The sequence below is a fragment of the Rhodanobacter sp. Root179 genome (assembly GCF_001428465.1).
GTDB lineage: Bacteria > Pseudomonadota > Gammaproteobacteria > Xanthomonadales > Rhodanobacteraceae > Rhodanobacter.
Genome location: NZ_LMHR01000086.1, coordinates 126,432 through 142,377, shown reverse-complemented (window position 1 = coordinate 142,377; position 15,946 = coordinate 126,432). Strand labels below are relative to the sequence as shown.

The 15,946-nt window shown below is 66.9% G+C and carries 11 protein-coding genes; 6 read left to right on the top strand and 5 right to left on the bottom strand.

The genetic code is table 11. From position 1 onward, the window contains the following. Nucleotides 1–113 precede the first annotated feature (113 nt). From ASD82_RS14465 to ASD82_RS14445, 5 genes are all read right to left on the bottom strand, one after another. A complete protein-coding gene (locus ASD82_RS14465) occupies nucleotides 114–1,658 on the bottom strand; it encodes a serine hydrolase (protein WP_235580729.1) in 1,545 nt (514 codons plus the stop codon). A gap of 172 nt (nucleotides 1,659–1,830) precedes the next feature. Then, nucleotides 1,831–3,042, bottom strand: a complete 1,212-nt coding sequence (locus tag ASD82_RS14460; protein ID WP_056718508.1) for a dipeptidase — start codon at nucleotides 3,040–3,042, stop codon at nucleotides 1,831–1,833. Continuing rightward, nucleotides 3,039–4,340: a diaminopimelate decarboxylase gene (lysA, locus tag ASD82_RS14455; protein WP_082585368.1), complete on the bottom strand. Its 1,302-nt coding sequence runs from the start codon at nucleotides 4,338–4,340 to the stop codon at nucleotides 3,039–3,041. The genes ASD82_RS14460 and lysA overlap by 4 nt, the downstream gene beginning before the upstream one ends. 82 nt (nucleotides 4,341–4,422) lie before the next feature. Further along, complete coding sequence (locus ASD82_RS14450; protein ID WP_056718507.1) at nucleotides 4,423–7,485, bottom strand: TonB-dependent receptor; 3,063 nt, start codon at nucleotides 7,483–7,485, stop codon at nucleotides 4,423–4,425. Nucleotides 7,486–7,538: 53 nt separating this feature from the next. Then, nucleotides 7,539–9,065, bottom strand: a complete 1,527-nt coding sequence (locus ASD82_RS14445; protein ID WP_056718506.1) for a transglutaminase domain-containing protein — start codon at nucleotides 9,063–9,065, stop codon at nucleotides 7,539–7,541. 166 nt (nucleotides 9,066–9,231) lie between these two features. On the opposite strand from ASD82_RS14445, the gene ASD82_RS14440 reads away from it, so the two are divergent. The 6 genes from ASD82_RS14440 to ASD82_RS14415 all read left to right on the top strand — a co-directional run bounded on the left by ASD82_RS14440 (nucleotide 9,232) and on the right by ASD82_RS14415 (nucleotide 15,944). Then, complete coding sequence (locus ASD82_RS14440) at nucleotides 9,232–10,383, top strand: DUF819 family protein (RefSeq protein WP_056718517.1); 1,152 nt, start codon at nucleotides 9,232–9,234, stop codon at nucleotides 10,381–10,383. 26 nt (nucleotides 10,384–10,409) lie between these two features. Beyond that, a complete protein-coding gene (locus ASD82_RS14435; protein ID WP_056718505.1) occupies nucleotides 10,410–11,813 on the top strand; it encodes an SH3 domain-containing protein in 1,404 nt (467 codons plus the stop codon). A gap of 48 nt (nucleotides 11,814–11,861) precedes the next feature. Then, nucleotides 11,862–12,959 (top strand): dipeptide epimerase, encoded by a 1,098-nt coding sequence (locus tag ASD82_RS14430; RefSeq protein ID WP_056718504.1) that lies wholly within the window; start codon nucleotides 11,862–11,864, stop codon nucleotides 12,957–12,959. After that, complete coding sequence (locus ASD82_RS14425; protein WP_056718503.1) at nucleotides 12,959–13,807, top strand: MurR/RpiR family transcriptional regulator; 849 nt, start codon at nucleotides 12,959–12,961, stop codon at nucleotides 13,805–13,807. The genes ASD82_RS14430 and ASD82_RS14425 overlap by 1 nt, the downstream gene beginning before the upstream one ends. A gap of 104 nt (nucleotides 13,808–13,911) precedes the next feature. Then, nucleotides 13,912–14,697: a L,D-transpeptidase family protein gene (locus ASD82_RS14420; protein WP_056718516.1), complete on the top strand. Its 786-nt coding sequence runs from the start codon at nucleotides 13,912–13,914 to the stop codon at nucleotides 14,695–14,697. Continuing rightward, complete coding sequence (locus tag ASD82_RS14415) at nucleotides 14,694–15,944, top strand: dicarboxylate/amino acid:cation symporter (RefSeq protein WP_056718502.1); 1,251 nt, start codon at nucleotides 14,694–14,696, stop codon at nucleotides 15,942–15,944. The genes ASD82_RS14420 and ASD82_RS14415 overlap by 4 nt, the downstream gene beginning before the upstream one ends. The last annotated feature ends 2 nt before the right edge of the window (nucleotides 15,945–15,946 follow it).

The window sequence follows — 15,946 nt, the reverse complement described above, 5'->3', positions numbered from 1 at the left end:
GGGGGAAGGTGCCCGGAGGGCGGATGGGGGCACACGCCGACCCAAAGCCCCCCATCCGCCTTTGGCACCTTCCTCCGCCAGCGGGGGAAGGGGTTTTGCGAGGGGCGCGTTCTTCATGGGCAGTCTCCCGTGCGTCGGAAGTCGAGGTCTTCGTAGTCGGAGCTGAAGTCGCCCTGCGGATCGAGCTTGGCCATGCGCAAGGTGACCGGCGTGCCTGCGGAAGCGGCATGGAAATCGAGCCATGCATCGAGCTCGCCGCCGTCCCAGTGCACCAGGTAGCGCTCGCCCAGGCGCATCACGGTGCCGGTCAGCGAAGGCGATTTGGCGGTGGCGAAACGGATCTTGCCGTCGCGCGGGCACAGCGAGACGTCGCCGAACCACGGGTCGCGGTAGGCGCCGGCCCACGAGGCGAGTTCGGCCGTGGTGGCCGGGCGTTGTGCCGAGGTGTCCGGCGCCGTGGCGTCGGCGGGGCGTTGCGCGGCCCGCCGCTCCAGCGCGTCGGCGTACCAGTTCACGTCCCGCGGTTCGGCGGGCGCGGTGAAGTGCTTGGTCAGCATTTCGCCGAGCACGGTGCGTGCATCGTCCGCCTCGCCGTTGATCATGAACACGAAACCGCTGTTGCGATCGGGCAGCAGGGCCAGCATCGAGTACATGCCGTTCAGGGTGCCGGTGTGCCAGACCAGCCACTGGCCGTCCACGTCGGTCATGCGCCAGCCGTAGCCGTAGGCCATCACGTGCGAGTTGTCCCAGGCGCGGCGTTGCGCGGAGACCGGAATCAGCATGTGCGGCGCCTGCAGCACCTCACGTTGCACCGGCGACAGCCACTGCAACTGTGCGTGGGTCGGCACCAGCCAGTTGCGCGCCCAGCTCAGCATGTCGGTGAGGTCGCAGCGGATGCCGCCGGCCGGCGCGGAGGTGATCGCCGGGATCGCGGCGGCTTCCGGGATCGGCACGTTGCGCTCGCCGTCGCGGCGATGCGGCGTGGCCACGTCGCCCACCGCGTCGCGGTTCCACGCGCCGACCTGGCAACGGTCCAGGTGCAGCGGCGCGAACACTTCGCGATGCATCAGCGTTTCGTACGACGCGCCGCCCGCGGCGGCGGCCACTTCGCCGGCCACCACGTAGAGCAGGTTGTCGTACTGGTATTGCGAACGGAAGCTGTAGCCGGGCTTGATGTAGGCCAGGCCGTGGATGATGTCGGCGCGGGTGAACGCGTTCGGCTCCGGCCATAGCATCAGGTCGCCGCCGCCTTCGGGCAGGCCGCTGGAGTGGGTGAGCAGGTCGGCCACGCGCATGTTCGCGGTGACCCACGGATCGTGCATGCGAAATTCCGGCAGGTATTTCGTCACCGGATCGTCCCAGCGCAGCTTGCCCTGGTCGACCAGGCGACCGAGCAGGGCGGTGGTCATCGCCTTGCTGTTGGAGGCGATCTTGAACAGCGTCTGCGGGGTGATCTTCTGGCCGGAGCCGGCGACGGTTTCGCCGGCGGTGCGGGTGTAGACGACCTTGCCGTTCTCGATCACGCCCACGGCGATGCCGGGCAGGTGGTAGCGGGCGATGGTGGCGTCGACGATCTTGTCGTAGGCGGGGTTGGCGTCTTCGGCGTTCGCGGCAAGCGGTGCGAGCAGGAGCAGAAGGGCAAGAGCACCCCACCCCAACCCTCCCCTGCGATGCAGGGGAGGGGGCAGATGCTCTTGGCTCCTCCCCCTGCTTGCAGGGGGAAGGTTGGCGACCGAAGGGAGTCCTTCAGGTGAGGGGGTTGCTCCGGCGTGCGGAAGAGCACCCCATCCCAGCCCTCCCCTGCTTTGCAGGGGAGGGGGTAGAGCTTGATCAGTGCTGTGCATGGCGCTCGACCTCGCCCCACACGCGCAGCAGGTTGCCGCCCCACAGCTTGGCGATGTCCGCGTCGCTGAAGCCGGCCTTGCGCAGCGCGGCGGTGACGTTGCGGGTTTCGCTGGCGTCTTTCCAGCCGGTGATGCCGCCACCGCCGTCGAAGTCGGAAGAAATGCCGACGTGGTCGATGCCGGCCACCTTCACCATGTGGCGGATCTGCTTCACGTAATCGTCCAGCGTGGCCAGCGGGTATTTCTTCTGGATCTCGGCCATGCCCGCTTCCATCTCGGGGCGGTAGTCGTCGCTGTCGCTGTCGTATGCCTTTTCGCCGGCCTGCTTGGCAATGGCGTCCTGCAGTTTCTTTTCCGCGGCCTCGCGGCCCGGATCCTTCTTGAGGAATTCCTTGTAGGCCACGGCGTCGATCACGCCGCCCTTGGCGGCGATCGCCCGCAGCAGGTCGTCGGGCAGGTTGCGCGGGTGGTCGAGCACGGCGCGGGCGCCGGAGTGGGTGGCGATGATCGGCGTGGCAGAGGTCTTCAGCGCATCGCGCACGCAGTTGTCCGAGGCGTGCGAGATGTCGATCATCATGCCGAGCTGGTTGGCGCGCTTCACCACGGCGCGGCCGAAGTCGCTCATGCCATGGTCACCGGCGCTGTTCATCGCCGGCTCGCCGTGTTCGGTGTCGGGCAGCGAGCTGGTGCACAGGTCGTTGTTGCCGACGTGGACCAGGCCGACCGAGCGCGCGCCACGATCGAAGGCGGCGTCGAGGCGGCGGATGTCGTGGCCGAGCGAGTAGGCGTTTTCGATCTCGATGGTGGCCGAGAGCAGACCGGCCTTGTGATTGGCCATCAGCTGTTCGGGCGTGGTGGCCAGGCGGATGCGGTCGGGATACATCATCAGCATGCGGCCGATACCGTCGTACTTCTGGCTGGCCTGCTGCACCGCCTTGGCGTAGCCCGCGCCGTCGAGCTGGTGCTGCGGCACCCAGATCACGAAGAACGCCGCGTTGAGGCCGCCGCGTTCCATCTTGCCCAGGTCGACCAGTAGGCGGGTGTCCTTGCCCACATCGAAACGCGGCTCGCCCATGTAGTTGAACGGAATGTCGACGTGGCTGTCGATGGTGACCGGCGGGTCCTGCGCCGGCTGCGCCGATACGGCGGTGCTGGTGGCCAGTGCGGCGAGCAGGGCAAGGCGGAGGATGGTGTTCATGCGGTCTCCCATTGGCGGGCCGGCTGCTCGCCGGCAATCATTTCCTCGAAGTGCTGGCGGCGCCGCACGATGGCGTAGCGGCCGTTCTGCAGCATCACCTCGGCGGCCAGCGGTCGCGAGTTGTAGGTGGATGCCATCGATGCACCGTACGCGCCGGTGGCCCTGATCAGCAACAGGTCGCCTGCTTCGCAGCGGGGCAACTCGCGGCCGCGGGCGAAGGTGTCGCCGGTTTCGCAGACCGGGCCGACGATGTCATAGGTGGTGACGGGACGGCCCTCGTCGATGACCGGGACGATGTCGTGCCAGGCGTCGTACAGGCTGGGGCGCTGCAGGTCGTTCATCGCCGCGTCCAGCACCAGGAACTGGCGCTGCTCGCCCGGCTTGACCCGGATCACCCGGGTCAGCAGCACGCCGGCCTCGGCCACCAGGTAGCGGCCGGGCTCCAGCAGCAGGCGGCCGTGGTAGCCGGCCAGCGCGGCGCGGATCACGGCCACGTAGTCGGCGGCGGCCACCGGCTGATCCACCCCGGCGCGGTAGCACACGCCGAGCCCGCCACCGACGTCGATGCTGCGGATCGGGTGGCCGGCCTGTTCGAGCTCGCGCCAGAACGCGGCGACGCGCCGCAGCGCGAGCTGGAACGGTTCGACGCTGAGGATCTGCGAGCCGATGTGCACGTGCAGGCCATCGAGTTGCACGTGGCTCAGCGACTTGCGCTCGGCGAACCAGCGGCGCGCCTCGTCGATGCTGACGCCGAACTTGTTCTCCGACTTGCCGGTGGAAATCTTCGCGTGGGTCTGTGCATCCACGTCGGGGTTGATGCGCACGGCGGCGCGCGCCACCACGTCCTGGGCCCGGGCCACGCGTTGCAGGGTGAGCAGTTCGTCGTGCGATTCCACGTTGAAGCGCTGGATGCCGACGTTCAGCGCGCCGGCGATCTCGTCGGCGTTCTTGCCGACGCCGGAGAACACGATGCGTTCGGCGGGAATGCCCGCATGCAGCGCGCGGCGCAGTTCACCCACCGAGACGATGTCGGCGCCCACGCCGGCATTCGCCATCAGTTGCAGGATGGCCAGGTTCGAATTGGCCTTCACCGCGTAGCAGATCAGTGCGTCCAGCCCGTGCAGGGCGGCGTGCAGTTCATCGATGCGCTGGCGGATCGCGCTGGCCGAGTAGGCGTGCAGCGGCGTGCCCATGCGTTCAGCCAGCCGTGGCAGGTCGACGCCATCGAACAGGCGGGACTCGTCGGCGGTTTCGGAGATCGGCGCGGGCGATGCGGGACGGCTGGTTTGCGGAAGCATGGCAGGTACGCCGTCTTTCGGAAAAGGAGGGTTTCAAAAAAGTGCGGCCCGCCAGCTGGCGGGCCGCGATCGGGGAGGTCGATCAGAAGTTGACGGACATGGTCAGCTGGGTGAACCGCGGCGACTGGAAGCCCAGCGGCTGGCGGAACGTCGGATTGAGCTGGCCGACGCCAGTATCGTTTCCTTGGTCGTCAATCACGTCGCCGATGTCGGTCTGCAGGTCCTGGTCCACCCGGGTGGTGCGCTTCTGGTTGAGCAGGTTGTAGACGGCCAGCTTCACCCGGAACTCGCCACCGTCAAATGGCTTCACGTAGGTGATGCCGGCGTTGAGGTTGTAGGTCCACGGCAGGCGGCCGTACTTGCCGCGTGGCGAGCGCTCGTAGACACGTTCCGCGGAAAACGACGAGTTGCAGTTCTCCACGCAGATGAAGTAGCTGTGGTAATTCTTGGAGTCGTAGGGATTGCCCACGCCGAAGCCGGTGATCGGGCCGCCGGAGGCCACATTGAGGTCGGCGCCGAGCTGCCAGTGCGGGGTCAGCGCATAGGCGCCGCGCAGCTTGAACTGGTGACGGCGGTCGTTCGGCAGGTAGCCATTGCCGCCCATGTTGACCCACGGATCATCGAAGTTCTCGGTGCGGCCGGTGTCGTCGAAGTTGGTGTCGGAGTTGACCGGACCTTCCGCGTTGCCGCGGTTCCACGACATCGTGTACGAGGCGTTCATCGACCACTTCTCGTCCCATGCACGATCCAGTTGCAGCTCGACGGCCGCATAGGTGCGCTTGGGCTTCACCCAGCCACGTTGTCCGATGTAGGTCATGATCGGCTCTTCGTCGGCATCGACGCCGTCCTGGCGATACATCGCCCAGCCTTCCTTCGCGGTATCGACAGTGAGGTAACCGTCAGGCGTGCCGTCGCAGTTGGTGTCGCCCCACACGGTAACCTTCGTTCCCGGGTTGGCCATCACCCAGCCGATGTAGCCGTCTTCACCACATTGGGCGGTGGCGCTGATCTCCATGTCGTCGATCGCGTTGTGCAGGCGACGGTAGGTGCCCTTGACGCCCCACGACCAGCTGTTGCTGATCAGCTGCTGGAAGCCGAGGATCGCCTCGTCCTGGTAGACCGGGTCCATGTCATGGTCGACTTCCGAGCGCAGATCGCCGACGGTGCCGTCGCCCTGCGAATCGTCGACCGCACCGATCTGCGGGCCGAGCTTGGGCACGGCGTACTCCACGCCGTTCAGCGTCTGCATGTCCCAGCCGTCGAACGCGTAATAGGTGCGCTCGTCGAGCAGGCCGCCGGCCTGCTTGATGTTGATCACGTTGGCCACTGGCAGGTAGTAGCGGCCGAGGTTGCCGAACAGCTTGGTGCTGCCGTCACCCTTCATGTCCCAGGAGAAGCCCAGTCGCGGGGCGATCTGCCGGTCCATCTTGATGTAGCTGTTGCCGGCGGCGTCCTCGTTGTCGAAGCTGTCGTTGCGCACGCCGAGGTTGAGCACCAGGTTGGGCGTGACCTGCCAGTTGTCCTCGATGTAGTAGGCGGCGTTCTTGGTGGTGAACGTGCCGGAGATCTCGTAGCGGCGGGCGCGGATATAGGAGTCGTAGCCGGCCGGCATCACGCCGCCGTTGGGGATGGTGGTGCCGGCATTGGCCGCATAGAGGTTGTAGTAGTACGCACCCGGGCCGGCGTAGTAGCGGCTGTAGTCGGAGGTGTCGTTCTCGTGGTCGTAGCCGAAGCGCAGCAGGTGGTCGCCCAGCGTCCATTCGAAGTCGGCGCGCGCCTGCTTGCGGATGTCGTTGCGATCATAGACGGTGGAGTTGCTGGTGCAGCCCAGCGCGACGCCCGGATCGTGGAGCTGCAGGAAGGCGTTGTTGCCGGATACATAGTTGCAGCTGATGTCCAGCTGTGAGCGGGTGAATGCCTGGCGCTCGTTGCGGCCGTACATCAGCTTCATCGACAGGTCGTTGGTGAGGTAGCTGGTCCAGGTCAGCGCCCAGTTCTTGCCACCGGTGTCGGAGAAGATCTTGTTGCTCAGGGCGTCGATGGTGTTCGTGTCGTAGTGGTAGCCGTAGACGTCGCCGGTGTTCTTGTTCTTGTTGGAGAACGCCATCAGCTGCAGAGCGTTGCTGTCGGTGATGTTCCAGTCGATCGTGGTGCCCCAGAAGCCGGTGTTGGCGCTGTTCGAGGTGAGCGTATTGCCGGCGTCGTTGGTATTGCGCGGGCTGCTGCCGCGGGCTTCGTACATCGCGAAGATGAACAGCTTGTCCTTGATGATCGGGCCGGACGCCCAGACGTTCGTCTTCACCAGCGAGTCCTGGTCGCGGCTGGCGGTGATGTAGCGCTTGCCATCGGCGTCGTACTGGTCATCGGCCCGCGAATGCCAGTTGCCCGGCTCCAGGGTGATCTCGACGCCGCCCTTCAGTTCATTGGTGCCCGAGCGCGCCACGGCGTTGACCACGCCGCCGGTGGTGCGGCCGAACTCGACCGAGTAGCCGCCGGTCTTGACCTGGAACTGGTCGTAGAAGGCGAACGGGGCTTCGGAGAAGCCGTTGCGGTTATAGAAGTCGGTGACGTTGAGGCCGTTGACGTAGAAGGAGTTCTCGGCGATCGACGAGCCGCCGAAGGAAATGCCGCCGAAGCCCGCGTTGCCCTTGACCACGCCCGGCGCCAGCAGGGCCACCGAGGTGACGTTCTGGTCGACCGGCAGGCGCACCAGTTCGGCGCGCGAGACATTGGTGGCCGACTCGGTCGAGGTCACGTCGATCACCGGCAGGCCGTTGCCGGTGACCTGGATCGCCGAAAGTTCGGTGGCATTGGGCGAGGCGCCCAGGTCCAGCGTGGTGGCGTTGCCGAGGCTGACGGTGACGGTGCGCGGCTGGCCGAGCGGCTGGCCGTTCACGCTGGCACTGACGGTGTAGTCACCGACGGGAAGGAACGGGAAGCGGTAGTTGCCGCGCTGGTCGGCGGTGATCGTGCGGGTCAGCCCGGTGGCCGGATTCACCGCGGTGATCACCGCGCCGGCCTGGGCATGGCCCACCACCGAACCGTCATTGTTGCCGGCGAAGGCCGCCGGCGCGGCCAGTGACCCCAGGCCGAGGCCCAGCGCCATGCAAAGTACGGTTCTGCGCAAGCTGCGACTGTTGCTCATTTCCCCATCTCCCCATCGACGCCGTCGATGCCATGTTTATTGAAGGCTTTCTGTTATTTGCCGCTGCGTCCCTGCGCCGCCGGCAGAAGCTGCCAGTCGAAGTCGTAATCCAGCTGATCGAAATAGATGTTGCCGCCGCGCCACTCCGCCTCGCCGCGCTGCGAGTCCACGTTGTCCGAACGGAACTGCTGCTTGGCCGGCTGGAACGGACGGTCGTAGTCGCTGTTGAAGGCGATGCGGTATTCGTCGAGCCCGCCGAGGTAGAACCATTCCAGCGCCGGGTCGTCCGCAGGCGACGGATGCAGGCGGCCGGTGGTGACGTCCATCGGCACCCAGCCGTAGGGCGCGAGGTAGGCGAAGCCCCAGTCGTGGATGTTGCTGTAGCCGCTGCCGTCGTTGGAGAACACCATGCCCGACTGCCAGCGCGTGGGTATGCCGTTGAGTCGCAGCAGGGTCATCAGCAGCAGGGTCTGCTGGCCGCAGTCGGCATGGCCGGCGTGCAGCGCGTAGTCGCTGATGTTGGAGATCGTCGAATATTCGCGGGCGCCGGCCCAGGGAATCCGGTCGACCGCGGCGAACAGTTTCTGCGCGATGCGGTACGGGTTCTTCTCGTCGCCGACCACCTTGCGCGAGAACGCGCGCATCGCGTCGGTGAACACGATGTGGGGCGAGCGCTCGGCCACGAACGGCGCCAGCTCGGGGGTGATCGTGGCGGGCACCACGCGGGCCGGATCGATCGCGTGGTACTGCGCGTACTGGGTCAGTTCCCAGGTCACCGAGAACACGGTCTTCTGCCCGGCCACCGCCGGCTTCTCCAGATACGCGGTGCGCTGCGGCGCGGACTCGGGCGCGATGCGGTGCTGCGCCGGCACGCTGGCCACGTAGCGGATGTCTTCCTGCTGGCCGGGTATCGCCTGCGGATACGGAATCCACGCGCGCACGGTTTCGCCGGCGGGGACGGCGTCGGCGGCGACGGTCAGCGTCTGCGTCATGCGCAAGCGGCGCGGCAGCACGCTGCTGCGATGTTCGGCCAGCGCCGCCTTGTAGATTGCGCGCTGGTGATCGTTCAGCGCTTCCATCGGACCGTCGCTGATCGGCGTCTGCACCGCGCGCCGCGCCACCGCCTCGGCGTTGAGCCGGAACAGGTTGCCCGGCGAACGCTTGAAATAAAGTGTCTTGCCGTCGATCAGCTGATGCTCGAACAGGCCGGCTGCGTTCCACTTCGCGAACTCGGCCTCGGTGAGGTCGGGGATCTGCTTGCGCACGCGCGCCTCGACGTCGTCCGCGCTCAGGGTGAAGTCGAGCAGGATGCGGCGCATGCGCTCGCGCTGGAAGGCCAGTTCGTGCTGCGTGTCGGCCGGCACGCCGGGCTGTGCCAGCGCGGCGGTGATCGCCGCTTCGGCGGCCTGGAAATGGCCGGCATCGATCTGGGCGATGATGGGGGCGGTGGTTCCGTTGCTGGCATCCACGCCGGCGAAGGCGACGGAGCTGCCAAGCAGCAGGGCGAACAGGCACGCCATCGGGCGCAGCCCGCGTGTGGGCTGACGTGTTACCGGTGCGACAGGTAGCAACGTATCCATCGACAAACGTCCCCGTGATTGAACCCCTGAAACGGTTGTGTAACACGCTTGCAAATGCTGGTCAATAATTTATGCTTCGATTGAACTCAACAAGAATCAGCTATTCCTTGCTGGCCGCAAACCGCCAGCCTGTGGATGCCCGCAAACGATCCACGAGGGGGTGTATGTGATCCATACGGTCTGGCCTTATCTGGCGCTGATGTTGCTGGTCGCGGGACTGTTTCCGGCGATCGAGCGCCGCTTCGGCTGGAAGATCTTTTCGGTGCTGCCGCCGATCGTGCTGACCTACCTGCTGGTCACCGCGCTGGCGGTGTCGGGGCTGTGGCAGGTCAACGCCGAGATCAAGGCGGCGCAGTCGATGCTGGTGTCGCACATGGTGCCGGCCCTGCTGTTCCTGTTGATGATCAACTGCGACCTGCGCGCGATCTGGCGGCTGGGGCCGCGCGTGCTGGGCGTGTTCGCCTGCACCTCGGTCAGCCTGTTCGTGGCCTTCATCGCCAGCTTCCTTATCTATCGCCACTGGCTGCCGGGCAACCAGTGGCAGCCACTGGCCGCGCTGTCCGGCAGCTGGGTCGGCGGCACCGCCAACATGATCGCGGTGAAGCAGGCGATCGCCATGCCCGACGACCTGCTGGCGATGTCGCTGCTGACCGATGCGCTGTGCTACTCGATGTGGGTGGTGGTGCTGTTCTCGGTGGCGCGGCTGGCGCCGGCGTTCAACCGCTGGACCCGGGCGAAGTCCAGCGGCGACATCCCGCTGGCCGAGCCGAAGACCAGCGCGCCGACCACCTACGACAGCGTGCTGCTGTGGCTGGGCATGGCGCTGGCAGTGGCGGCGCTGTCGGGCTGGCTGGCCGGCTGGCTGCCGGTGTCGGGCATGGTCAGCGCCACCACCTGGACCATCCTGCTGGCCACCGGCTGCGGGCTGGTGGTGGCGCATACGCCGCTGGCGCGGTTTCCCGGTGCCGGCACGATTTCCAGCGCGATGCTGATCAGCGTGGTGGCGGTGCTGGCCTCGCAGAGCAATTTCCACGGGATCGCCGCGGCACCGCTGTACCTGCTGTGCGGAGCCACCGTCATCGCGATCCACGCGGTGCTGCTGGTCGGCTTTGCCAAGCTGTTCCGCTTCGACCTCTACCTGTGCGGCATCTCCTCGCTGGCGCATATTGGCGGCGTGGCCGCCACGCCGATCCTGGCGGCCAGCTATTCGGCCGCGCTGGTACCGGTGGGTATTCTGCTGGCCTTGCTCGGCTACATCCTGGGCACGGGCTTCGGCCTGCTGGTGGCGACGATCATGTCGGCACTGGCGCTACCGTGATGCGTATTCGATACAGGACCGGAACGATGCGATTTTCCCTGATTGCCGCCAGCGTGCTTGCCTTCGCCTTCGCCGGCGCACCGCTGCAGGCGCGCGAGGCGAATGACGCGCTGACGATACCGCCGTCGGGCGTACTGGGCGTGGGCGAGGCGCAGCTGACCCCGCAGTTCTGGATCAATCTGCAGGCGCAGCCCGACCGGGTGATCATGGATCGCGCCACGATCGAGGCGGAGAACGCGAAGCTGCTGCAGCTCGATCCGTCGATGCACGACCTGCGCAAGCTGCCGGCCGCGCTTTCGCGCGAGCAGGTCAGTGGCTGGATCACGCATGTTTCGGAGCGCCCCTCGCGCCAGCGCTACGACGTCGAGGGCAAGCCGGTGCCGTCGGCGACGTTCGATGCGCTGGTGGCGGATCTCGCCCTGGACAGGATCCCGGCCAGCCAGCCCACGCGTTACGGACTGATCGTGCAGCGCGCCGCGTTCCGCGCGTTTCCGACCGACCTGCGCGTGTTCAGCTCGAACGATGACACCGACATCGACCGCTTCCAGGAAACCGCCGAGTTCCCCGGCGTGCCGGTGGTGATCGCCCATGCCAGTGCCGACGGCCGCTGGCTGTTCGTGCTGAGCCCGCGCTATGCCGCGTGGACGAAGGCGGAGAACGTGGCCGAGGGCAGCGCGGCGCAGGTCTTCGGTTACGTCGACAAGGCGCCGTACCGGGTGATCACCGGAGCCAGCGAGCGCACGGTGTTCACCCGCGAACGCCCCGAGCTGTCGCAACTGCAACTGGACATGAGCACGCGCGTGCCGCTGGCCAGCGGCCTGGCACCGGACCAGCCGGTCAACGGGCAGACAGCGTACGCGGCGTACACGCTGGAACTGCCGTGGCGCGATGCCGCCGGCAAGCTGCAGTTCTCGCCCGCGCTGCTGCAGAAGAACACCGACACGGCCGGCGACTACCTGCCACTGACCCCGGCCAACATCCTCCACCAGGCCTTCAAGTTCCTCGGCGAGCGCTATGGCTGGGGGCATGCCTACGACGGCCGCGACTGCAGCGGTTTTGTTTCCGACGTGTATCGCAGCATGGGCGTGCAGATGCCGCGCGATACCAGCAAGCAGTCGATCAGCCCGGCGCTGGAGCATCGGCTGTTCACCGACAAGGACAGCCGCGAGGCGCGCCTCAAGGCCGCGCATGAACTGCAGGTGGGCGACCTGGTCTACATCCCCGGCCACGTGATGATGGTGATCGGCCAATACAAGGGCCAGCCCTGGGTGATCCACGACGTGGGCGGCATGAGCTATCGCAAGGCCGATGGCAGCAAGGCCCGCATCAAACTCAACGCGGTATCGGTGACGCCGTTGCTGCCGATGCTCTACAACGACAAGCAGACCTTTGTCGACCGCATGACCAGCATCGTGCGCATCCGTCATTGAGCCCGTCTGCAACAAAAACAAGGACACGGATTCCATGAAGGTTTGCCCATGAAAATCACCGACATCCAGTTCGGCATGCTGCGGGTGCCGCTGAAGACCCCGTTCAAGACGGCCCTGCGTACCGTCTCCACGGTGGAAGACATCGTGGTGATGGTGCACACCGACAGCGGCGAGATCGGCTATGGCGAAGCGCCGGCCACCGCGGTGATCACCGGTGACACCCACGGCTCGATCATCGACGCGATCCGGCACTACATTTCGCCGCGGCTGATCGGCCAGGACATCGCCAACCTCAACCACATCACCCAGCTGATCCAGTCGTCGATGGAGAAGAACACCAGCGCCAAGGCGGCGGTGGAGATCGCGGTGTACGACCTGTGGGGCCAGCTCTACAACGCGCCGCTGTACAAGCTGCTCGGCGGCGGCGATCCGGTGATCACCACCGACATCACCATCAGCGTCGACTACATCGACAAGATGGTGGCCGACTCGATCTCGGCGGTGGAGCGCGGCTTCGAGTCGCTGAAGATCAAGGTCGGCAAGGACATCGGCGTCGACATCGAGCGGGTCAAGGCGATCTACGCCGCGGTCGAGGGCCGTGCGCTGCTGCGGCTGGACGCGAACCAGGGCTGGACCGCCAAGCAGGCGGTGTACGCCTTGCAGACGCTGGAAGACGCCGGCATCAAGCTGGAGCTGATCGAGCAGCCGGTCAAGGCGCGCGACCTGGCCGGCATGCGCTACGTCACCGAACGGGTGCACACGCCGGTGATGGCCGACGAGAGCGTGTTCGGCCCGATGGAGGTGATCGAGCTGATCCGCCTGCGCGCGGCCGACATCATCAACATCAAGCTGATGAAGACCGGCGGCATCTCCAACGCGATCCGCATCGCCGACATCGCCGGCATGCACGGCATCGAATGCATGATCGGCTGCATGCTGGAGACCAGCATCAGCGTGGCGGCTGCCGTGCACGTGGCGGTGGCCAAGGCCGACGTGATCACCAAGATCGACCTCGACGGACCTTCGCTGGGCCAGTTCAACCCGGTCGACGGTGGGGTAATCTTCAACGAATCGGAGATTTCGGTGACGGACGCACCCGGCCTGGGCATCCGCGAGATACGGGGCCTGGAGAGGATCGAAAACTGATGTCGCCGCTGGTCAAAATCCGTTCGGAACGCGACCAGATGTCGGCAGTGGAGCGGCGCATCGCCGACTTCGTGCTGGAGAACGCGCAGCTGCTGCGCGACTACTCCTCGCAGCAACTGGCCAATGCGCTGGGCATCAGCCAGTCCAGCGTGGTCAAGTTCACCCAGAAGCTGGGCTTCAAGGGTTATCCGGATCTCAAGTATTCGGTGGGCGAGGCGATCGCCCGCGCCGACAACGGCGACGCTCCGCAGCTGGCGACGGCCAGCGACGGCGATGCCGGCGGCTCGACCCTGTGGCGGCGCAAGTCCGAGGCCGAGGAGGCGACCCGGCTGATCAACCCGCCGGAAACGCTGCAAGCGGTGGCCGAGGCGATCGCCCAGGCTGGCCGCAGCGGCAAGGTGTTCATCATCGGCCTGGGCGAGGACGACATCTACGCGCGCAACTTCGCGCTGCGGCTGTCGCTGCTGGGCATCCTCACCGTGCACAATTTCGACACCGCGCGGATGACCGCCAACATCTCCGTCGCCGGCGCCGGCGACGTGCTGCTGGTGTTCTCCGAGCACGGCAACCATCCGGCGCTGGGCAAGATCGCCCGCTACTTCCGCGAGCGCCGCGGCCAGGTGATCACGGTGACCCGGCATACCGCCAACCCGCTGCGCACGCTGGCCGACCTCGCCCTGGTAGTGTCCGCCCACGACGAGCTGCCGTACATCCAGCCATTGCTGTACCAGTCGGCGCTGCAGCACCTGCTGGACGGCCTGTTCGTGCAGCTGTGCGAAGGCGGCGACGACCGGCACGCCCAGCTGCTGGCCAACCTCGATCGCATCCAGCTGATGCTGGAGCCTTGAAGGCGGGGATTTTTCGGGACAAGGGATTCGGGATTTGCAAAGGCGGCGCCCGCGCGGCCTCCCACAACATGTTGCGTGACGATGATCTGCCGAGTGGAAAGCTGATGACTGTGAACCGCCGAACCCTTGCCCTGTTGACGTTCGCCGTCACGCTCGCCGGCGCTGCGCATGCCGGCACGGCGAAGACGCCGTGGCATGACGCGCGCCAGATGATCGTGGTGACCACGGCCGGCTGGAACGTGGACCACGGCACGCTGCGCACGTTCGCGCGGGCAGGCGATGGCTGGCGCGAGGTGCGCGCCGCGGTGCCGGTGACCATCGGCAAGAACGGTGCTGGCTGGGGCCTGGGGCTGAACGCGCCGCAGGCTGACGCCGGCGGCCCGGTCAAGCGCGAGGGCGACAACCGCAGCCCGGCCGGGGTGTTCCGCATCGGCGACAGCTTCGGTTATGCCGCCAGCGTCGACACCGCGATGCCGTACCTGGCGCTCAACGCCACCGAATACTGCGTCGACGTCAGCGGCGCGAAGCATTACAACCGCATCGTCGATGCCAGCGTGGTCGGCGCCGCGGCGGTGAAGGGTTCCACCGAGCCGATGCGGCGCGACCTGCACGCGCACGGCGACCAGCGCTACCGCATGGGCTTCGTGATCGAGCAGAACCCCGCGAACGTTCCGCAGGCCGGCAGCTGCATCTTCGCCCACCTGTGGAAGTCGCCCAGCGACGCCACCGCCGGCTGCACCGCGATGACGCCCGCGGTGATGCAGTCGCTGCTGGGGTGGCTGAAGCCGGAAGATCATCCGGTGTTCGTGCTGCTGCCGCAGGGCGAGTACGAGCGGCTGCGCACGGCGTGGCAGTTGCCGGCCATCGCCGCCACGGATGCCGCCCGATGAGTGCGACGTCCCGTGTGCTGACCGGACTGGCCGCGGGCGCGGTGATCGGCCTGCTGCTGGCCGGCTGGAACGAAACCGCGGCGTTGCAGGTGGCCAACGTGGTGCAGCCGATCGGCAAGCTGTGGCTGAACGCGCTGCAGATGACCGTGGTGCCGCTGGTGCTGGCGCTGGTGGTGGTGGGCGTCAACACCGCCAGCGACGCGGCGGCATCCGGGCGCATCGCGCGGCGGGCGATCGTGACCTTCCTGCTGATCCTGACCGGCGGCGCGCTGTTCGCGGCGCTGGCCGCGCCGCTGGTGTTCTCGCTGTTTCCGCACAATCCCGCCCTGGTCGTGGCGCTCGATCACGCCAGCGTGCCGGCCGCCGCGCAGGCGGCGCCGAACTGGATCGATACGCTGGTGGCGATCGTGCCCAGCAACGCGATCATGGCCGCGGCGCAGAGCGCGATGCTGCCGCTGGTGGTGTTCGCGCTGTTCCTGGGTTTCGCACTGACCCGCATCGAGCCGGCACGTCGCGCGATGCTGGTGGAATTCTTCCAGGCGATCGCCGACGCGATGATCGTGATCGTGCGCTGGGTGCTGTGGGTGGCGCCGCTGGGCGTGTTCGCGCTGATCCTTTCCGTATGCGCCCGCTCCGGGCTGGGCATGCTCAGCGCGCTGGGTGTCTACGTGCTGGTGGAATGCCTGCTGTACCTGTCGGTTACCGTGATGATGCTGCCGGTGGCGCTGTTCTTCGGCGGCGAACGGCTGCGCCGCTTCGTGCCCGCGCTGGTGCCGGCGCAGGTGGTGGCGATCAGCACGCAGTCGTCGCTGGCCTCGTTGCCGGCGATGCTGGAAAGCGCCGACCGCCGGCTTGGTTACCCGAAGCAGGTGGCCGCGCTGGTGCTGCCGATGGCGGTGAGCCTGTTCCGCCTGACCAGCCCGGTGCAGTACGTCACCTCGGCGGTGTTCATCGCCTGGGCCTACGGCGTCGACCTGTCCACCGCGCAGCTGCTGGCCGGTGCGCTGCTGGCGGTGGTGATCAGCCTGGGCTCGGTGGGTTTGCCGGGGCAGGTCACCTTCGTCGCCACCAACCTGCCGGTGGCGCAGGCGATGGGCCTGCCGCTCAGTCCGCTCGGCCTGATGCTGGCGGTCGACACGATTCCCGACGCGCTGGCCACCCTGGGCAACGTCACCGGCGACCTTGCCGCCACCAGCGTGGTCAATCGTCAATCACGGCAAGTCGGGAATAGCGAAGCAGAGCCCTAGAA